17 protein-coding genes and 1 riboswitch are annotated in these 19,452 nt (G+C 74.7%); of the genes, 11 read left to right on the top strand and 6 right to left on the bottom strand.

Features of this window, described 5'->3' with window-relative positions; translation table 11 throughout:
* The first annotated feature begins 19 nt into the window (after positions 1–19).
* Positions 20–541, top strand: coding sequence for an NUDIX hydrolase (locus tag ACA361_RS23785; protein WP_375015143.1), 522 nt, complete (start codon positions 20–22; stop codon positions 539–541).
* On the opposite strand, the gene ACA361_RS23780 is transcribed toward ACA361_RS23785, so the two are convergent.
* On the bottom strand, positions 520–1,674 hold the full coding sequence (locus ACA361_RS23780) for a sensor histidine kinase (RefSeq protein WP_375015141.1): 1,155 nt from the start codon (positions 1,672–1,674) through the stop codon (positions 520–522). The two genes, ACA361_RS23785 and ACA361_RS23780, sit on opposite strands and share 22 nt — an antisense overlap.
* 285 nt (positions 1,675–1,959) lie before the next feature.
* Positions 1,960–2,073, top strand: a riboswitch (TPP riboswitch).
* On the opposite strand from ACA361_RS23780, the gene thiC reads away from it, so the two are divergent.
* The 6 genes from thiC (at position 2,068) to ACA361_RS23750 (ending at position 10,067) form a co-directional block, all read left to right on the top strand.
* Positions 2,068–3,813, top strand: coding sequence for a phosphomethylpyrimidine synthase ThiC (gene thiC / locus ACA361_RS23775; protein WP_375015140.1), 1,746 nt, complete (start codon positions 2,068–2,070; stop codon positions 3,811–3,813). It overlaps the preceding riboswitch by 6 nt.
* Before the next feature lie 183 nt (positions 3,814–3,996).
* Entirely contained in the window at positions 3,997–4,566 is a 570-nt protein-coding gene (locus tag ACA361_RS23770) for an RNA polymerase sigma factor (protein ID WP_375015138.1), read from the top strand.
* Positions 4,567–4,615: 49 nt separating this feature from the next.
* Entirely contained in the window at positions 4,616–5,599 is a 984-nt protein-coding gene (locus tag ACA361_RS23765; protein ID WP_375015136.1) for a maleylpyruvate isomerase family mycothiol-dependent enzyme, read from the top strand.
* Positions 5,600–5,735: 136 nt separating this feature from the next.
* Entirely contained in the window at positions 5,736–7,262 is a 1,527-nt protein-coding gene (locus tag ACA361_RS23760; RefSeq protein WP_375015134.1) for a DUF4331 domain-containing protein, read from the top strand.
* Positions 7,263–7,347: 85 nt separating this feature from the next.
* Positions 7,348–8,670, top strand: a complete 1,323-nt coding sequence (locus ACA361_RS23755; protein ID WP_375015132.1) for a hypothetical protein — start codon at positions 7,348–7,350, stop codon at positions 8,668–8,670.
* Positions 8,667–10,067 carry a nickel/cobalt transporter gene (locus ACA361_RS23750; RefSeq protein WP_375015130.1) on the top strand — a complete coding sequence of 467 codons (1,401 nt, stop codon included), beginning with the start codon at positions 8,667–8,669 and terminating at the stop codon, positions 10,065–10,067. The genes ACA361_RS23755 and ACA361_RS23750 overlap by 4 nt, the downstream gene beginning before the upstream one ends.
* 91 nt (positions 10,068–10,158) lie before the next feature.
* Here ACA361_RS23750 and ACA361_RS23745 read toward each other — a convergent pair whose 3' ends face one another.
* Complete coding sequence (locus ACA361_RS23745) at positions 10,159–10,992, bottom strand: NmrA family transcriptional regulator (RefSeq protein WP_375015128.1); 834 nt, start codon at positions 10,990–10,992, stop codon at positions 10,159–10,161.
* 81 nt (positions 10,993–11,073) lie between these two features.
* Between ACA361_RS23745 and ACA361_RS23740 the strand changes: the two genes are divergently transcribed.
* Positions 11,074–12,015: a cupin domain-containing protein gene (locus ACA361_RS23740; RefSeq protein ID WP_375015126.1), complete on the top strand. Its 942-nt coding sequence runs from the start codon at positions 11,074–11,076 to the stop codon at positions 12,013–12,015.
* A 20-nt stretch (positions 12,016–12,035) separates the two neighbouring features.
* On the opposite strand, the gene ACA361_RS23735 is transcribed toward ACA361_RS23740, so the two are convergent.
* On the bottom strand, positions 12,036–13,382 hold the full coding sequence (locus ACA361_RS23735; RefSeq protein WP_375015124.1) for a hypothetical protein: 1,347 nt from the start codon (positions 13,380–13,382) through the stop codon (positions 12,036–12,038).
* A gap of 256 nt (positions 13,383–13,638) precedes the next feature.
* Here ACA361_RS23735 and ACA361_RS23730 point away from each other — a divergent pair, with 256 nt between their 5' ends.
* Positions 13,639–13,818, top strand: coding sequence for a hypothetical protein (locus tag ACA361_RS23730; protein ID WP_375015122.1), 180 nt, complete (start codon positions 13,639–13,641; stop codon positions 13,816–13,818).
* 136 nt (positions 13,819–13,954) lie between these two features.
* Positions 13,955–14,209, top strand: coding sequence for an EF-hand domain-containing protein (locus ACA361_RS23725; RefSeq protein ID WP_375015120.1), 255 nt, complete (start codon positions 13,955–13,957; stop codon positions 14,207–14,209).
* Positions 14,210–14,266: 57 nt separating this feature from the next.
* On the opposite strand, the gene pgi is transcribed toward ACA361_RS23725, so the two are convergent.
* On the bottom strand, positions 14,267–15,913 hold the full coding sequence (pgi, locus tag ACA361_RS23720) for a glucose-6-phosphate isomerase (protein ID WP_375015118.1): 1,647 nt from the start codon (positions 15,911–15,913) through the stop codon (positions 14,267–14,269).
* Positions 15,914–16,132: 219 nt separating this feature from the next.
* Complete coding sequence (locus ACA361_RS23715; RefSeq protein WP_375015116.1) at positions 16,133–17,572, bottom strand: MFS transporter; 1,440 nt, start codon at positions 17,570–17,572, stop codon at positions 16,133–16,135.
* Between the two features lie 154 nt (positions 17,573–17,726).
* On the opposite strand from ACA361_RS23715, the gene ACA361_RS23710 reads away from it, so the two are divergent.
* Entirely contained in the window at positions 17,727–19,103 is a 1,377-nt protein-coding gene (locus tag ACA361_RS23710; RefSeq protein ID WP_375015114.1) for an NADP-dependent succinic semialdehyde dehydrogenase, read from the top strand.
* Here ACA361_RS23710 and ACA361_RS23705 read toward each other — a convergent pair.
* A complete protein-coding gene (locus ACA361_RS23705; protein ID WP_375015112.1) occupies positions 19,100–19,450 on the bottom strand; it encodes a thioredoxin family protein in 351 nt (116 codons plus the stop codon). The two genes, ACA361_RS23710 and ACA361_RS23705, sit on opposite strands and share 4 nt — an antisense overlap.
* Positions 19,451–19,452: the final 2 nt, after the last annotated feature.

The raw sequence follows: 19,452 nt of genomic DNA, 5'->3' as shown, positions 1-19,452 counted from the left end.
CGCCGATAGCCTGCGGGCCATGCGATGGACCCTGCACGGCGAGCGGTACGTCTACCGGAGCCCCTGGATGGACCTGTGCCTGGCCGACGTCGAGCTGCCCGACGGGCGCCGCTTCGACCACCATCTCCTGCGGGTCCGTAACGCCGCCGGCGTGGTCGCCGTCGACGGCCGCGGCCGCGCGCTGCTGATCTGGCGGCACCGCTTCATCACCGACCGGTGGGGCTGGGAGATCCCCGGCGGCCGCGTCGAGGAGGGCGAGGACCCGGCCGCGGCCGCGGCCCGCGAGCTGCTGGAGGAGACCGGCTGGCGGGCCGGCGCGCTGGAGCACCTGCTGGACGTGCGCGCCTCCCCCGGCGTGCACGACGGCGTCCACCACCTCTACCGCGCCGACGGCGCCGAGCACGTGGGCGACCCCACCGACGTGGAGGCCGAGCGGATCGAGTGGGTGCCGCTGGCCGGCGTCCCGGAGCTGGCCGCGCGCGGCGAGATCGGCTCCTCGTCCAGCCTGGCCGCCCTGCTCTACCTGGCGTCCGCGCGCTGACCGGCGCCCAGCGGCAGCACGGCCGCCACCGTGAAACCGCCGCGCGCGCCCGGGCCCGCCTCGACCGTCCCCCCGACGCTGCGGGCGCGTTCGGTCATCCCGACGATCCCGAACCCGCCGTCCCCGCCCGCGGGGCCGCGGCCGTTATCGGCCACCGTGACCCGCAGGCCGCCGTCCGCCCGCACCAGTGACACCTCGACGGCCGTCGCGCGGGCGTGCTTGACCACGTTGGTCAGCGCCTCCTGGACGATCCGGTACGCCACGATCCCGGCCTCGGGCGACTCGCGGCCCTCGCCGCGCTCGGTGAGCACCGCGTCCAGCCCGGCCGCCCGCGCCGCCTCCACCAGCTCGGCGATCCCGGCCGCGCCCGGCGGCACCGCGCGCGGCCCGGGCTCCGGCCCCGCCTCGCGCAGCACCTGGAGCGTGGCCCGCAGCTCGGTGCGGGCGTCGCGGCAGGTGGCGGCGATGCCGTCCAGGGTGTCCGCCAGCTCCGCCCGGTCCACCGGGCCGTCCCGCCGCACCAGGTGCGCCGCCGCGCCCGCCCGCACGCCGACGACCGTGATGCTGTGCGCGAGCAGGTCGTGCAGGTCCCGCGCGATCCGCAGCCGCTCCTCGGCGACCCGGCGCCTGGCCTCCTCCTCGCGCGTCCGCTCGGCCCGTTCCGCCCGGTCGGTGATCGCCGCCATCCGTGCCTTGTGGACGCGCCAGCCCTGCACGCCGACCACCACCGCGACGATGGCCTCGACCACGCCGATCTGCTCGAGCCCGCTCCGCCCGCTCGCCCCCATCGCGAAGATCACCGCGCAGGCGGCCAGCAGCGCCGCGGTGCCGAGCAGGACCGTCAGCACCCGCCGTCCCAGCACCGCGAACGAGAACAGCGCGAACACCTCGGCCGGCGCCACGGCGTGGTGCTGGTACTGGAGCAGGTGGAACGGCAGCGCCAGCGCCACCACGAACGCCAGCGCGACCCCGGGGCGGCGCCGCCGCCACGCCAGCGGCACGTGCGCCACCACGAGCATCAGCGCCCCGGCGGGGTCCAGCGCCCGCACGCCCGGCCACCGCGCCGCCGCCCCCACCGCGACCGCCGCCAGCCCCGCGGCGGCCAGGGCGTCCAGCCCCCGGCCTCTGGTCATCACCCGCCCCAGTCTGCCGCAGCCCCGCCCGGCCCGGGGACACACCCTCCCCCGAGGTCTCCGAGGACCGGCACGCCCTCCGCCGCGACGACCTGCTCGCCGACGTGACCGCCGGGCGGCTGAACGCCGCGCTGCTGCTGGACACCGGCGACGCCCTGGGAGACCTCGCCACCGTCCCCGTCCGGCCGGGGACGGGGAGCGGATCAGCGGTCGGGCCCGCCGGTGACGGCGCGGCCTCGCGGCACCCTGGATGGACGGCGCCGGCCGGTACGGGTTACGTTGATCAAGACAGATCGCGGGGGCCCGGCGAACCGGGCTGAGATAGCGGCTGGGACGGCCGCTGACCGCTGGAACCTGACCGGGTAATGCCGGCGTAGGGAGAGATCAGGTCACATGGGAAAGACCGTGGTTTCACATGCCCGCAAGACCTACCTGCAGGGGTCCGCGCCCGATGTGCGGGTGCCGATGCGGGAGGTGCCGCTGACGGACGGCGGCGCGGTGGTGCTGTACGACACGTCCGGGCCGTACACCGACCCCGCCTACGAGGCGGACGTGCGGCGCGGGCTGCCGGCGCTGCGCGGGGCGTGGATCGCCGGGCGCGGGGACACCGAGGAGTACGAGGGCCGCGCGGTGCGGCCGGAGGACGACGGCCGATCCGGGCGCGGGGCGGCCGATCCGATGCGGGAGCGGGCGGCGTTCGCGGAGCGCCGGCCGCGCCGGGCGGCGTCCGGAGAGCCGGTGACGCAGCGGGCGTACGCGCGGCGCGGCGAGATCACGCCGGAGATGGAGTTCGCGGCGCTGCGCGAGGGCGTCGAGCCGGAGTTCGTGCGGGCCGAGCTGGCCGCCGGGCGGGCGGTGCTGCCAGCGAACGTGAACCATCCCGAGATCGAGCCGATGGTCATCGGGCGCAACTTCCTGGTGAAGGTCAACGCGAACATCGGGAACAGCGCGGTGGCCTCGTCGATCGAGGACGAGGTCGAGAAGATGACGTGGGCGACCCGGTGGGGCGCCGACACGATCATGGATCTGTCGACCGGGAGGGACATCCACACGACGCGGGAGTGGATCCTGCGGAACTCGCCCGTCCCGGTCGGGACGGTCCCGCTGTACCAGGCGGTGGAGAAGGTCGGCGGGGACCCGGCGGAGCTGACGTACGAGGTCTTCCGCGACACCGTGGTCGAGCAGGCCGAGCAGGGCGTGGACTACATGACCGTGCACGCCGGGGTGCTGCTGCGGTACGTGCCGCTGACGGCGCGCCGCAAGACCGGGATCGTGTCGCGGGGCGGATCGATCATGGCGGCCTGGTGCCTGGCGCACCATGAGGAGAACTTCCTCTACACGCACTTCCGGGAGCTGTGCGAGATCTTCGCCGCGTACGACATCACCTGGTCGCTCGGCGACGGGCTGCGGCCTGGGTCGATCGCCGACGCCAACGACGAGGCGCAGTTCGCGGAGCTGCGCACGCAGGGCGAGCTGACGCGGATCGCGGCGGAGTACGGCAACCAGGTGATGAACGAGGGTCCCGGCCACGTCCCGATGCACAAGATCAAGGAGAACGTGGACCTGCAGCAGGAGCTGTGCGGCGGGGCGCCGTTCTACACGCTCGGGCCGCTGACCACCGACATCGCGCCGGGGTACGACCACATCACCTCGGCGATCGGCGCCGCGATGATCGGCTGGCACGGCACCGCGATGCTCTGCTACGTCACGCCGAAGGAGCATCTGGGGCTGCCGGACCGCGAGGACGTGAAGGCGGGCATGATCGCGTACAAGATCGCCGCGCATGCCGCCGACCTGGCCAAGGGGCATCCGGGGGCGCAGGCGTGGGACGACGCGCTGTCGGACGCGCGGTTCGAGTTCCGCTGGGAGGACCAGTTCAACCTGGCGCTGGACCCGGAGACGGCGCGCTCGTTCCATGACGAGACGCTGCCGGCCGCGCCGGCCAAGACCGCGCACTTCTGCTCGATGTGCGGGCCGCACTTCTGCGCGATGAAGATCACGCAGGACGTCCGCCGCTACGCCGGCGAGCGCGGGCTGGCGGAGGAGGCGGCACTGGAGGCGGGGATGCGCGACAAGGCGGCCGAGTTCACCGGCTCGGGCGGCCGGATCTACCTTCCGGTGACCGGTTCCGGCGACTGACCGGTTTTCTGGGACCCCTCACAAAAGGACCGCTCACCGGCGGTGATGCCGTAACGGGCGGCGCCGCTCCCCGGACCGTCTCGCGGGACGCCTACGCGAACGGGCGCGATCGGGAGAAGATGGGGCGGCGCCGCCCGGTGCGGCGCGCGGACCGGCGGACGGTCAGGACGGGTGGTGGTGCCGGTGGACGCGCCTGGACCTGCGCTCGCCCGCGACCGGGAGCTGCGCGCCCGGCTCGCCGCCGGCGACGAGGGCGCGCTGGGCGAGGCGTACGACCTGTACTCCCCGCTGGTGTACGGGCTGGCCCGGCGGGTGACCGGCGACGCCGACGCCGCCGGGGACGTGACGCAGGAGGTCTTCGTCTCGCTGTGGGAGCGGCCGCTGGCGTTCGATCCGGAGCGCGGCACGCTGCGCACCTGGCTGGCGACGCTGGCGCACCGGCGGGCGGTCGACTGGGTGCGCAAGGAGAGCCGGCACCGGCGGCCGCCGCCGATCGTGGAGCGGGAGGGCAACGGGCGGCCCTCGATCGAGGAGCACGTGATCGAGGGAGAGCTGGCGAGCGGGGTGCGGCGCGGGCTGCACGCGCTGCCGCCGCCGCTGCGGGAGGTCCTGGAGCTCGCCTACTACCAGGGCCTCACGTACCGCGAGGTGGCGGTGGCGCTGGGCATCCCGGAGGGCACCGCGAAGTCCCGGATCCGCAGCGCGCTGGCGCGGCTGGCGCGGGATCTGGAACGCGAAGGGCTCACCTCGTGAACGCTGGCGGTGCGGGCGCGCGCGGCGTACTTTCGGGAGGAGGCCGGGCATGAGCGAGGGAGGACATCCCGACATGGACACGGCACTCGCCGCCTGGGCCGTCGGCGCCTGCCCCGCGGACGAGGCCGCCCGGATCGGCGAGCACGTGGCGTCGTGCGCGGCCTGCGCCCGGGCGGCCGACCGGTTGAACGCCACCGCCGGCACGCTCGCGGAGGCCGTCCGGGAGGCTCCGCCGCCCGCGCTGCGCGCGGCGGTGCTGGCCGCCGCGCGGCGGCGCCGGCCGGGGCTCCCGGCCCGGCTCACCGAGGCGTACGCGCGGCAGGTCGCCGGCATGGACGCGCTGCTCTCCTCCCTCACGCCCGCCGAGTGGCGGGCGCCCGTGCCCGCGCTCGGGCCGGTGCCGAAGTACGGCTCCGTCCGCGAGGTCGTGGGGCATCTGGCGCGCAACGACGCGGCGTTCGCCGGGGACCTCGGCCTCGCCCGGGGCGAGCGCGCCGCGGCGGGCGCGCGCGCCGGGTGGCACGCGCAGGCCGACGCCCTCGTGCGGGGCGTCACCGCGGACGCGGGCCTGCTCGACCGGGAGACGTCGCTGGCGGGCGCGGCCCCGGTCCCGGCCACCGGGCGCACGGCGCTGGTGCAGCGGGCGTTCGAGACGTGGACGCACGCCGACGACATCCGCGCGGTGGTGGGGCGGCCGCCCGAGCCGCCGCCGGGCGAGCATCTGCGGCTGATCGTCGAGATGGCCGTGCCGCTGCTGCCGCGGGCGCTGCGCGCGGCCGGCCGGGCGCGTCCGGGGCGCACCGCCCGGCTCCGCCTCACCGGCGCGGTCTCCGGCGAGTGGACGGTCCCGCTCGCGCCGGGCGCCGCTCCGGCCGCGGGCCGTCCCGGCGTGACCGTCACCGCGGACGCCGAGGAGTTCTGCCGGCTGCTGGCCAACCGCCGCCGCCCGGAGGCGTTCCCGCACGTCGCCGACGGTGATCCGGCGCTGGCCGCGGACCTCCTCCGCGCCGCCGCCACGCTCGGCTGCGACTGAGACGCGCGCCGGGCGCGCCGGGTTGGATAGTGGCCCCATGCGGCCAGGGGTCCATCCGTGCCGCCGTGCCGTTCCGAAGGCGAGACGGATGCGGTGCCGAGCAGGGGCACCGCCGACCCGCACGAAGGACGCAGCGATGTCACGATCATCCCCGGGGCGGTTCAGGACCGCGGCGCTGGTACTCGCCGGCGCCGCCCTGGCCGCCGGCGGGCTCTCGGGCCTCCCGCCCGGAGCCGCCACGGCCTCCAGCCACCGCGAAGCGCCGCTCATCTCCGGGCAGCCGCAGTACGACAACACCGACGTGTACGCGTTCCAGAGCCCGGACAAGCCCGGCACGACCACGCTCATGGCCAACTTCCTGCCGTTCGAGGAGCCGGCGGGCGGGCCGAACTTCTACAAGTTCGCCCAGGACGCCCGGTACGAGATCAACGTCGACAACGACGGCGACTCGCTGCCGGAGTGGACGTTCCGGTGGGAGTTCGAGGACAGCACCCGCAACGGCGACACGTTCCTGTACAACACCGGCCCGGTCACCGGCCTCGACGACCCCGACCTCAACTTCCGGCAGTTCTACGACCTGTGGGTGATCGGCCGGGAGAACGGCACGGTCAAGAGCGTGCGGACGCTGGCCGAGGACGTCCCGGTGGCGCCGTCCAACGTGGGCAAGGCGTCCATGCCGAACTACCGGACGCTGCGGCAGCAGGCGGTCAAGTCGCTGTCCGGCGGGGCGCAGATCTTCGCGGGCCAGGCGGACGACCCGTTCTTCCTGGACCTGCGGATCTTCGACCTGCTGTACGGCGGCGACCTGTCGGAGGTCGGCAACGACACCGTCCGCGGGTACAACGTGCAGAACGTCGCGATCCAGGTGCCGACCTCGGCGCTGACGCGGACCGGCGGCGGCCAGCCCACCATCGGCGTCTACTCGGCGGTGCAGCGCAAGAACGCGAGCGGCGAGTGGTCGCAGGTGTCGCGCCTCGGCATGCCGCTGGTGAACGAGGTCGTCATCCCGATGAAGGACAAGGACAGGTTCAACGCCTCCGTCCCGTGGAACGACGCGCAGTTCGCCCGGTACGTCACCAACCCCGAGGTGCCGCGGCTGATCCAGCAGCTGTACAAGATCCCGGCGCCGGCGACGCCGCGCAACGACCTGGTGCAGGTGTTCCTCACCGGGGTGCCGGGGCTCAACCAGCCGCCGGGCGTGCGGCCGGCCGAGCAGATCAGGCTCAACACCTCCATCCCGCCGACCGCCGATCCCAAGCGGCTGGGCGTGCTGGACGGCGACAGGGCCGGGTACCCGAACGGGCGGCGGCTGACCGACGACACCCTGGACATCACGCTCCAGGTGGCCGAGGGCGAGCTGGTGGGCCAGAAGAACGACCTCGGCGACGGCGTCAACGCCAACGACGTGCCGCTGGAGAAGGCGTTCCCCTACGTCGCGCTGCCCACCTCGGGCTCCACGGTGCGGGGCGCGGTCACCGGCGCGCGGACGTCGGAGCGCACCGGCACCACGATGATCAACGGCGGCAACGTGTCCAGCAACGAGCCCGTCGAGGACGAGTCGCCGGTCGTGGCGCTGCTGGCCCTCGGCGCGGGCGCGGCGTTCCTCACCGGCGGCGGGGCGCTGTGGCTCCGCCGGCGGCGCGGGCCCGGCCCCGTCGTCTGATCCGCCCGACCGAACCCTGACGGATACGGATCCATACCGGGCCGGGCCGCGCACGCCGTGCGGCCCGGCTCCATGGAGGGGACCCATGACCCGCACCGCAACGGTGCGCCTGCTGACCCTCGGCCTCATCCTCGCGATGATCGTCGGGCTGACGCTGGGCGCCACCATCCGGACCCGCGAGGACGGCGCGGGGCCGCGGACCACCGCCGTGACCGTGGACCAGGTCTCGGCGTCGACGCTCAGCGCGAGCATCGGCCGGCTGCAGCGGCACCTGCGCGAGCAGCCCCGCGACGGCCGCGGCTGGGCGGCGCTCGGCATCGCCTACGTCGAGCGGGCGCGGCTCACCGCCGACGCCTCGTACTACCCCAAGGCCGAGGGCGTGCTGCGCAGGTCGCTGCGCGAGACGCCGGACGGCAACGACGCCGCGCACGCCGGGCTGGCCGCCCTGGCCGCCGCGCGGCACGACTTCGCCGCGGCGCTGAGGGAGGCGGACCGGGCGCTGGCCGTCAACGCGTACGGGCCGCGCGCGCTGGCGTCCCGCGTGGACGCGCTCGTCGAGCTGGGACGCTACCGCGAGGCGATGGCGGCCGCCCGGCTGGCGGACTCGCGGGCGCCGGGCGTTCCGGCGTTCACCCGGCTGGCCTACCTGCACGAGCTGCACGGCCGTACCGGCGAGGCGCGGCGCGTGCTGAGGCTGGCGGCCGCGTCGGCGACCGACCCCGGGGACGTGGCGTACGTGCGGACGCGGCTCGGCGAGCTGGCGCGGGCCGAGGGCGACCGCGCGGCGGCCGGGCGGGAGTTCGCGGCGGCGCTGAAGGCCGATCCCGCCGACCTGGCGGCGCTGGCCGGCCGGGCGCGGCTGCGGGCGGCGGCCGGCGACCTGGCCGGCGCCGTCCGCGACCAGGAGGCCGTGGTGGCGCGCGCGCCGCTGCCGGGGCACGTGACCGCGCTCGGCGAGATGTACGACGCGCAGGGCCGCGCGGACAGGGCCCGCGGGCAGTACGCGATCGCCGGGACGTGGGAGAGGCTCGCGCAGGCCAACGGCGTCACCCCCGATCTGGAGACGGCCCTGTACGCCGCCGACCACGGCGACAGGGCGGCGGCGCTGCGCGCGGCGCGGGCCGAGTGGAAGCGGCGGCGCAGCGTGCACGTCGCCGACGCGCTCGCCTGGGCGCTGCACGTCAACGGGCGCGACGAGGAGGCCCTGGGGTACGCCCGCGAGGCGGCCGCCACCGGGTTCCGCGACGCCTCGTTCCGCTACCACCTCGGCATGATCGAGAAGGCGCTGGGCCGGGACGCCGCGGCGCGCCGCGACCTCGCGGCGGCGCTGCGGCTCGACCCCGGGTTCTCGGTGCTGCACGCGCCGCGGGCGCGGGCCGCGCTGGCGGAGCTGGGAGGCGGACCGTGATCCGGGTCCTGGCGGTGGCGGGCGCGCTGGCGCTGGCGCATCCGCTCGGCGACTTCACCGTCAGCCGGTACGACGGCCTGGTCGTCGCGCCGCACGAGCTGCGCGTCGACCACGTCCAGGACCATGCCGAGATCCCGGCGGCGCAGGTGCTGCGGGACACGTCCGACCTGCCGCGGTGGGCGGCGGCCGAGTGCGCGGAGGCGGCGGCGTCGTTCCGGATCACGGTGGACGGGCGGCCGGCCGCCGCGGCCGTCCGCACCGCGTCGGCGCGGCGGGTGCCGGGCCAGGCGGGGCTGCCGACGCTGCGGCTGGAGTGCTCGATCGCCGCGCCCGCCGAGATCGGCGGCGGGTCCCGGATCGGCTTCCGGGACGCCGGGAGCGACGGCGCGCCCGGCTGGCACGAGGTCACGGCGGCGGGCGACCGGATGACGCTCGCCGCGTCCGACGTGCCCCGGGCGTCGTCGAGCGCGCGGCTCACCGCGTACCCGGAGGACCTGCTCGACTCCCCGCCCGACCGGCGGGGCGCCCTGCTGGCCGTCGAGGAGGGCGGCCCTCCCCTGACCTCGCGGGGCGGCGGGGCGGCGGACCGGATCCTGCCGAACGACGCGTTCTTCACCGACCTGGTGAGCCGGCGCGCGCTGACGCCCGGCTTCGCGCTGCTGGCGCTGCTGGTCGCGCTGGGCCTGGGCGCGCTGCACGCCCTGGCGCCCGGCCACGGCAAGACGATCATGGCGGCGCAGGCGGCCGGGCGGGGGCGGCGCTCCAAGCGGGAGGTGCTGGCGCTCGGGATGACCGTCACCGCGACGCACACGGCCGGGGTGCTGGCCCTGGGGCTGCTCGCGGCGAGCGGCTCGGCGCTGGCGGGGCCCGCGCTGTTCCCCTGGCTGGGCGCGGCGTGCGGGGTGATCGTCGCGATCGCCGGGATCGCGCTGCTGCGCCGCGCCCTCCAGGGCCGGCACCTCCACCATCACGGCCACGGACATGGGCACGGCCACGGCCACGGCCACGGCCACGGCCACGGTCACGGGCATGGGCACGGCCTCGGGCATTCGCACGAGCCTCCGGGGGCGCGGCGGCGGAACGTGCTGCTCATGGGTTTCGCGGGCGGACTCATGCCGAGCCCGTCGGCGGTCGTGGTGCTGCTGGGCGCGAGCGCGCTCGGGCACGCCTGGTTCGGGCTGCTGCTCGTGCTCGCGTACGGCGCGGGCCTGGCGCTCACGCTCGTCGCGGTCGGGACGCTGGTGACCGGGACGGGCCGGCTGCTGGCCCGCCGGATCCCCGCGCTCGCCCGGCGGGTCCGCCGCGTGCCCGCGCTGGTCCCGGCGGGCACGGCGGCGATGGTCATCCTGCTGGGGCTGGGGCTGGCCGCGCGCAGCCTGGCCACGCTCGCCTCCTGAACGCGCGGGCGGCGCGGGCGGCGTCCTCCGCCGTCCGCGCCACCCGCGCTCTCCGTGCCTTCCGCGCTTTCCGGGCCTTCCGCGCCCCGGGTCAGCGGGGGCGGCCCCACACGCCGGTGGCGGCGGTGTCGCGGGCGAACTCGGCGAAGTCCCTGGGCTCGCGGCCCAGGGCACGCCGCACCCCGTCGGCCGGGACCGCGTTGCGCCCGTCCATGACCGTGGTGAACAGGTGGACGAGCAGATCGATCACGTCGCCCCGTACGCCGTGCTCCTTGAGCGCGGCGGCGTACCCGGCGGCGGGCACGGAGGCGAACGCGACCTCGCGGCCGGCCGCCGCGGCGACCTCCGCGACCGCCTCGGCGAAGGTCAGCGCGCGGGCACCGGTGATCTCGTACGTGCGGCCCGCGTGGCCGTCCCCGGTCAGCGCCGCGACCGCCACATCCGCGATGTCGTCGGCGTCGGCGAACGGCTCGGGCACCTCCCCGACGGGCAGCGCCACCTCGCCCGACAGCACCGCGTCCAGCAGGAAGCCCTCGCTGAAGTTCTGCGCGAACCAGCCGCAGCGCAGCACGGTCCATTCGGCGCCGGAGTCCTTGAGCGCGTTCTCGCCGGCCGCGGCCTCGGGCTCGTTCCGGATCGACAGCAGCACGATCCGGCCGACGCCGGCCGCCACCGCCGCCCTGCCGAACGCGCCGATGTCCTCGGCCGCGCCGGGGACGGTCACGTCCGGGTAGTAGGCGATGTAGACCGCGTCCACACCCTCCAGCACCGCGCCCCAGGTCGACCGGTCCTTCCAGTCGAACCGCGGCTCGCCCGACCGCGAGCCCACCCGCACCGGAACGCCGCGCTCCTCCAGCCGCGCCACGATGCGCCCGCCCGTCTTGCCCGTCCCGCCCAGGATCAGCTTCTTCGCTTCGTTCGTCATGCCCATGAGTCAACCGGCGCGGAGACCGCGCGGACATCGTCGAGAGACCGGACCCCATACGCGAGCGTCTACGCTTGCGGCATGGACGCGCTGAACGACCTCCTGGACGGCCCCCGAGCCCGCGGCGCGTTCCTGCTGCGGGCCACGATGAGCCCGCCGTGGTCGCTGCTGTGCGCGGACGAGGCGCCGCTGAGCGTGGTCGCGATGATGCGCGAGCACGCCTGGGTCGCCCACGAGGACGACGCGCCGGTGCGGATCGGGCCCGGGGACATCGTCCTCGCGCGCGGCCCCGACGCCTACACCGTCGCCGACGCCCCGGACACGCCCGTGCAGATCGTCATCAATCCGGGGCAGCGCTGCACGGCGCCGGACGGTCGCAGCCTGACCGAGGAGCTGTCGCACGGCGTGCGCAGCTGGGGCAACGACCCGGACGGCCCGACCGTCATGCTGATCGGCACGTACCAGATGCGCGGCGCCGTCGGGCAGCGGGTGCTGGCGGCGCTGCCGCCGCTGGTCGTGCTGCCGGCGGACGCGCTGGACTCGCCGCTGGTGGCGCTGCTCGGCCAGGAGATCGTCAAGGACGAGCCGGGCCAGGACGTCGTGCTCGACCGGCTGCTGGACCTGCTGCTGATCGCGGTGCTGCGGGCGTGGTTCTCCCGCCCGGAGGCGGAGGCGCCGGGCTGGTACCGCGCCAACAGCGACCCGGTCGTCGGCCCGGCGCTGCGGCTCCTGCACGAGGACCTCGCGCACCCGTGGACGGTGGCGTCGCTCGCCGAGAAGGTCGGCGCCGCGCGCGCCACCCTGGCCCAGCGGTTCGGCCGGCTCGTCGGCGAGCCGCCGATGGGCTACCTGACCGGGCTGCGGCTGGCGCTGGCCGCCGACCTGCTCCGCGAGTCCGACGCCACGCTGGAGGCGGTGGCCCGCAGGGTGGGCTACGGCACCGCGTTCGCGCTCAGCACGGCGTTCAAGCGCGAACACGGTGTCAGCCCGCAGGACTACCGCCTCCACCGCCCGGCCTCCTGACCGGGCCGCGACCCGGCCGGCTACTCGCGGCCGGGTACGTACAGCCGCACGTCGTCGACCCGCGCGCCGCCCTCGTAGAAGTTCATGTGCGGGTCGCCGATCATGAACGTGTCGGGGTAGGCGGACCCGGCCGGCCAGACGTCGCGGTCGGTGTAGGTGCCGCCCGCGCCGGTGTAGGTCCAGTCGGTGTTGAAGCGCCCGTCGTACTCCGACGGCTTCTGGTTGTAGTGCCAGATCGGCTCGCCGTCCTGCACGAACGCGCGCGTGTAGCGGAACGTCGCCTGCCCGACGTGCGCGAACACCCCGGACATCTCCATCGTGTACGCGCCGTCGCGGCGCTCGACCGCGAACCGGTAGCTCTCCCGCGGCAGAAGCTCGGGGCGCAGGTCGACCTGGGAGACGATGGCGCCGCCCTTGGCGAACCCGCACTCGCTCGGCATGAGGTACTCGGTGCCGGGCTGGCCGGTGTACCGGCGGTCGTCGGTCATGAAGATGGCGTTGACGCCGTTGCCCGTGCTCGCGCCGTACGGCTCGTACTGCCCGGTCTTCGGGTTGCAGACCCGCAGCCCGGAGCCGGTGTACTTGTAGCGGTTGTAGGAGTCCATCGCGACCTTGCGGTGCGTGTGGACGAAGACGTTGTTGTGCGGCGCGGGCCGGGCGTAGTCCATGATGCCCAGGTAGTAGAACCCGTTGGAGTCGGTGCGCACGTTCGCCCACTCGCATTCGGGGCGGGCGAAGTCGCCGCCGGACGCCCACGGGTGGTTGGTCTTGCAGCCCTCGGGCGAGTAGCCGTTGATCCGCCCGTCCGGGTAGTCCCACGACCCGTTCCGCTGGCCGCCGAAGTCGAGCCCGCGCAGCGTCATCTCCACGCGGTACTCGGCGGGCAGCGCGCCGGTGGAGCGGATCAGCACGCCGCCGTGGTGGCTGGGCTCGTCCATGTGCGCGACGCCCTTGCGCGCGGTCAGCGACGGCGGCGCGTCGGGCCGGCCGTCCTTGTCGGAGTCGCGCGCGGCCAGCTCGGCGGTCAGCCAGCCGCCCGCGCCGAACCGCCACGACTTGCGGTAGGTGTCGAACTTCGCGAGCTGCTCCTTGAACGCCGGCCCGCCCATCGTCTGGAAGAACTCGCCGTCGTCGTCGTAGCCGTCGACGTGGTACGGGCTGCCGGGCCCGCCGCCGTCGCGGACCCACCTGGCCCGCTCCTCGCCCAGCGACCGGTCGAAGGTCTCGGCCCGCACCAGCCGCCAGTCACCGCCCGGGCCGCCGTCGCCGGGCCCGCCCGCGTCCGCCCGCGCCGGTGCCGCCATGAGCGCCGCCGGGAGGACCAGGGGCAGGGCCAGCGCCACCGCTCCCCGCACGTACTTCCTCATCTCGCCGCCTTCCGTTGCCCGCGCGCCGCACGCGCGCCGCCGTCCGGTCCGAGCGAGATTAGACCGATCCAACCCGGGACGCCATGGCAAAGTTGCACAAGATTGGTATTGACCACTCCTGACCATGGCCGGAGGCAGCCGCTCGTCTGCTCGTCAGGACCCCAGCACTGCTCTCCAGAGGTATTTACCACTTGGGTGACCGATCTCTCGGTACGTCCCCGGTATGCCCTCCCGGGGAGCGGGCATGGGGATCCGCATGACCGAGAAGCATGAGAAGAGCGAGAAGAACGAACAGGTACGGCGGGACGACAGCGAGCGCGGCGCGGACGGTCCCGACTACACCGACGAGTTCCGTCCCGAGCCGGTGAAGCAGCGCGAATCCGAAGGTCAGGCGGGTCCCGGGGAGGCTCCTCAGGTCACCCCGGAGAAGCCGTGATCTGGCCGTTTCCGGCACGTTCCGCCAGCGTTCGCCCGTAGCGGGAACCAGGCCGCGTACGGCGGCGTTTCACACCGGAAAGGGCCCTGCGCATATGACATGATGCGGGGCACCATCGACCGAAACAAGGAGTGATATGACCACGAAACCGACCGGGGGCGACCTCCATTCCGTGTTCGCGCGGTCCGACCTCGGCGGTGACGACAGGCTCGACCTGATGGAGTTCGGGATGGTGCTCGACAGCCTCGGGCTGTCGTGGACGCGCGCCGAGGTCCAGGACAGGTTCGAACGGGCGGACACCAATCGCGACGGCTTCATCAGCCTCCCCGAGCTGCGCGCCCTGCTCGAGACCCAGGGATGGGCCGAGGGCGTCGGCACGGCGCGCGCCTGACCGCGCGCCCCGCCCCCGGCCGCCCGGGCGGGGTGCTCGCCCGCCCGGGCGGGGTGGTCAGACCGCGCGGCCCCGGCGCCGCCGGTAGAGCCGCACCAGCGCCGCGGTCGACGGGTCGGGCGCCCCGTCGACCGGCTCGGCCGAGGTCAGCGCCGGGACCAGGTCCTGGGCCAGCGCCTTGCCCAGCTCGACGCCCCACTGGTCGAACGAGTCGATCCCCCAGACCGTCCCCTGCACGAACACGATGTGCTCGTACAGGGCGATGAGCTGCCCCAGCACCGCCGGCGTCAGCCGAGGCGCGATGATCGTGCTGGTCGGCCGGTTGCCCGGCATCACCTTGTGCGGGACGATCTCCGCCGGGGTGCCCTCGTTCGCGATCTCCTCGGCGGTCTTGCCGAACGCCAGCGCCGAGGTCTGCGCCAGCATGTTCGCGGTGAGCAGGTCGTGCATGCCGCCGCCGTCGGCCTGGACGTCCTCGAACGGCTCGGCGAACCCGATGAAGTCCGCCGGCACCAGCCGGGTGCCCTGGTGCAGCAGCTGGTAGAAGGCGTGCTGCCCGTTCGTGCCGGGCTCGCCCCAGAAGATCTCCCCGGTCTGCGCCACGACCGGCGCCCCGTCCGCGCGCACGGACTTGCCGTTGGACTCCATGGTCAGCTGCTGGAGGTAGGCCGGGAACCGGGACAGCCGCTGGCTGTAGGGCAGCACGGCGTGCGTCTGCGCGCCGAAGAAGTCGGTGTACCAGACGCCCAGCATCCCCATGATCACGGGCAGGTTCTGCTCGAACGGCGCCCGCCGGAAGTGGTCGTCCATGGCGTGGAACCCGCCGAGCATCTCGCGGAACCGCTCCGGCCCGATCGCGATCATCAGCGAGAGGCCGATCGCGCCGTCCATCGAGTAGCGGCCGCCGACCCAGTCCCAGAACCCGAACATGTTGGCGGTGTCGATCCCGAACGCCGCGACCCGCTCGGCGTTGGTGGAGACCGCCACGAAGTGCCGCGACACGGCCTTCTCGTCGCCGAGCCGGTCCACCAGCCAGGCCCGCGCGGCGCGCGCGTTGGCGAGGGTCTCCAGGGTGCCGAACGTCTTGGAGCTGACGATCACCAGCGTCTGCTCGGGATCGAGGTCGGCGAGCGTCCCGGCGATGTCGGCGGGGTCGATGTTGGACACGAACCGGCAGGCGATCCCGGCGTCGGCGTAGTCGCGGAGCGCCTCGTACGCCATCGCGGGGCCGAGGTCGGAGCCCCCGATGCCGATGTTGACCACGGTGCGGATGGGCTTGCCGGTGAACCCGGTCCACTGCCCTGAACGCACCTTGCCGGAGAAGTCCGACATGCGGTCCAGGACCTCGTGCACGTCGGCGACCACGTCCCGGCCGTCCACCGTCAGGGACGCGTCCCGGGGCAGCCGCAGGGCCGTGTGCAGGACGGCGCGGTCCTCGCTGACGTTGATGTGCTCGCCGGCGAACATGGCCTCGGTGCGCTCCCGCAGCCCGGCCCGCTCCGCCAGCGCCACCAGCAGCCGGATCGTCTCCCCGGTCGCCCGGTGCTTGGAGTAGTCCAGGTAGAGGTCGCCGCCCGTGGCCGACATCCGCTCGGCGCGTCCCGGGTCCTCGGCGAACAGGTCGCGCAGGTGCCGCCCGGCCGGGCCCTCCTGGTGGTGCGCGGCCAGCGCCGCCCACTCGGAGCTCTCGGTGATATCGGCCATTCCCCTCATCTCCTCAACCAGCCGGCCGGGCCGTCCCCGGACGCGGCTCCCCTGTCCTTCCCCGCATCGCGGCCCCATGCCACAGGTGATCATAGGGTCGCGCCCGTTCCGGCGCCCCGGCTCCCCCGGGATCGGTGTGTCAGAGCCCGGACGCCCCGGCCACCGTGCGGTGGCCGGGGCGTTCTGGATTGTCGGGCGGGTCGGGCCGGTTCCGCTCCGCTACGGGGCCGCCGCGGCCGCCGCGGGGGCGGGCACGGGAACGGGGCCGTGCGCCGGAGCCGGGACCGGGGCGGGGGCCGGGACCTGGACCGAGGCGGGAGCCGGAACCGGGGTGGCTGCCGGGACTGGGGCGGCGACCGGGACTGAGGTGACGGCCGGGGCCGGGGTGGCGGCCGGGACCGGGGTGGGGACGCCGCCGGCGGCGGCCTCTCCGGCGGGCTCGGGGACGGCGCGGGTCCGGCCGAACAGGGAGATCCTGCCCATCCGCCACAGCGCGACGGCGGCGGCGAGCGCGGCCGCCAGGCTGATCGCGCCGGCCAGCGACAGCGCGGCACGGGGGCCGAGGGCGTCGCTCATGGCGCCCAGCAGCGGGCCGCCCACCGCGCCGGAGGCGGCGCCGACCATGCCCTGCGCGGCGATCACGCGGCCGCGCAGGCGCTCGGGGCTGTCCAGCTGCACCCGGGTGCTGACGGTCGTGTCGATCACCACCGCGCCCGCCGCGATCGGCAGCAGGACGGCGCCGAAGAGCAGCACGTTCGGAGAGGCGCCGCTGGCCAGCTGGCCGATCGAGCACAGCGCCGCCATGACCAGCAGCAGCGCCGGCGTCAGCCGGGCGCGGGCGGCGGCGTAGAAGCCGCCGATGACGGTGCCGATCGCGAAGGCGACCGACAGCGCGCCGTACGCGGAGGCGCCGCCGTCCAGCGGGCCCTCGCTCATGGCGGCCATCGTCACCTGGTAGTTGCGGCCCAGGCTGCCCAGGACGAACGCCAGGCCGAGGGTGGCCAGCATCCACGGGGTGCGCAGGACGTACTTCAGGCCCGGCACGATGCCGCGCTCGCCCTTCTCGGCGCGGGGCATGCGGTGCAGCTCGCGGGCGCGCATCAGCGCCAGGGCGACGATCACCGCGCCGAAGCTGGCGGCGTTCGCCGCGAAGGCGCCGGCCGTGCCCACGGCCGCGATGACCACGCCGGCCAGGCTCATGCCCAGGATCCGCCCGGCGGAGCTGAGCATCGAGCCCAGCGCCAGCGCGTTCGACAGGTCCTCGCGGCCCACGACCTCGGCGCCGAACCGCCCGAGCGACGGGCCGGTAAGGGCCGTGACGGCGCCGGAGACGAACGAGATCGCGTACAGCGGCGCCGTCGAGCCCGGCTCGCCCGCCGCCATGAACGCCAGCGCGGCCGACAGCCCGGCCTGGAGGACCTGGCCGGTCATGACGACGAAGCGGGCCGGCAGCCGGTCGGCGAGCACGCCTCCCCACGGCGACAGCAGCAGGGTGGGGACGGTCTGCAGGAGCAGGCCGACGCCGACGCTGGTCGCCGAGCCCGTGATCGAGAGGATCAGCCAGTTGAGGGCCAGCACCTGCATCCAGGTCCCGGTGACCGAAATCAGGTCCGCGGTGGCCCACATGCGATAGTTATGGTGGCGCAGAGAGCGCAACATGGCAGGCAGTGCCAAGGTAATCATCCTTCGTGGAGAGGCACAGGAACCTTCAACCACTGGCGCCTAAACCCATGTTCCGGTCAAACCCTTTTGTGGGCCGGATCACGTTTGATCATGGCGGTTTCCGGTAGCGCGCCTCGGGCACCACCCGGGCATGGGCATCGCGACGACCAATCCCGCCACGGGCCGGGTGGAGCGCACCTTCGACGCGCTCAACGGCAAGGAGATCGACGAGCGGCTGGACCGTTCGGCGGAGGCGTTCGCGGGGATGCGGAGGACCGGCCTCGACGAGCGCGCGCGGTGGATGGAGGCGGCCGCCGGGATCCTGGAGGAGGAGTCCGGGCCGATCGCGGCCATGATGACGACCGAGATGGGCAAGACGATCGGGGCGGCCCGCGCCGAGGCGCTCAAGTGCGCCAAGGCGTGCCGGTTCTACGCCGCCAACGCCGGGTCGTTCCTGGCCGACCGGCCCGCCGACGCCGCCGCCGTGGACGCCGAGCGGGCGTTCATCCGCTTCCTGCCGATCGGGCCGGTGCTGGCCGTGATGCCGTGGAACTTCCCGCTCTGGCAGGTGATCAGGTTCGCCGCGCCGGCCCTGATGGCGGGCAACACCGGGCTGCTGAAGCACGCCTCGAACGTCCCGCAGACCGCGCTCTTCCTGGAGGACCTGTTCCGCCGCGCCGGGTTCCCCGAAGGCGCGTTCCAGACGCTGCTCGTCGGCTCGGACCGGGTCGAGGAGATCATCCGAGACCGCCGGGTGCGGGGCGCCACGCTCACCGGCAGCGAGCCCGCCGGCCGGTCGGTCGGGGCGGCCGCCGGGTCGGAGGTCAAGCCGAGCGTGCTGGAACTGGGCGGCAGCGACCCGTTCGTGGTGATGCCGTCGGCCGACCTCGCCCGCGCCGCCGAGACCGCCGCCACGTCGCGCTGCCTCAACAACGGGCAGAGCTGCATCTCCGCCAAGCGCTTCATCGTCCACGCGGACGTCTACGACGAGTTCGAGCGGCGCTTCGTCGAGCACATGAGCGCCCGGCGCGTGGGCGACCCCATGGACGAGTCGACCGACGTGGGGCCGCTGGCCACCGAGAAGGGCCGCTCGGACGTCGAGGAGCAGGTCGCCGACGCCGTGGCGGCCGGCGCCACCGTCCTGTGCGGCGGCGAGCGCCCGGACGGTCCCGGCTGGTTCTACCCGCCGACCGTGATCACCGGGGTCGCGCCGGGCATGCGGATGTACCGGGAGGAGGTCTTCGGCCCCGTCGCCTCGCTCTTCCGCGTGGAGAGCCTCGACGAGGCCGTCGCGCTGGCCAACGCCACCGACTTCGGCCTGGGCGCCAACGCCTGGACCGAGGACCCGGCCGAGCGCGAGCGGTTCGCGAACGAGCTGGAGTCCGGCCAGGTCTTCGTCAACGGCGCCGTCACGTCCTACCCCGAGCTGCCGTTCGGCGGCGTCAAGAACTCCGGCTACGGCCGCGAGCTGTCAGAGCAGGGCATGCACGCGTTCTGCAACACCAAGACGATCTGGGTCGGCGCCTAGTCCGCCCGGCGGCGCACCTCGTCCATGTCGAGCGCCTCGGCCTGGGAGATCAGGTCCTCCAGCGCGTTCTCGGGCAGGGCGCCCGCCTGCGCGAACAGGACCATCCGGTCGCGCACGATCGCCAGCGTCGGGATCGAGGTCACCTCGAACGCGGCCGCCAGCTCCGGCTCGGACTCGGTGTCGACCTTGGCGAACACCACGTCCGGGTGCTTCTCCGACACCCGCTCGTATACCGGCGCGAACGACCGGCACGGTGCGCACCAGCCCGCCCAGAAGTCGATCAGCACGAGCCCGTCCCCGTCGACCGTCTCGTCGAAGCGGTCCTTGGTCAGCTCGACGGTGGCCATGG

This window comes from Actinomadura sp. 21ATH (assembly GCF_041951345.1).
Lineage (GTDB): Bacteria > Actinomycetota > Actinomycetes > Streptosporangiales > Streptosporangiaceae > Spirillospora.
The sequence above is the reverse complement of the archived record's forward strand: the minus strand, read 5'-3'. Positions and strand labels throughout refer to the sequence as shown.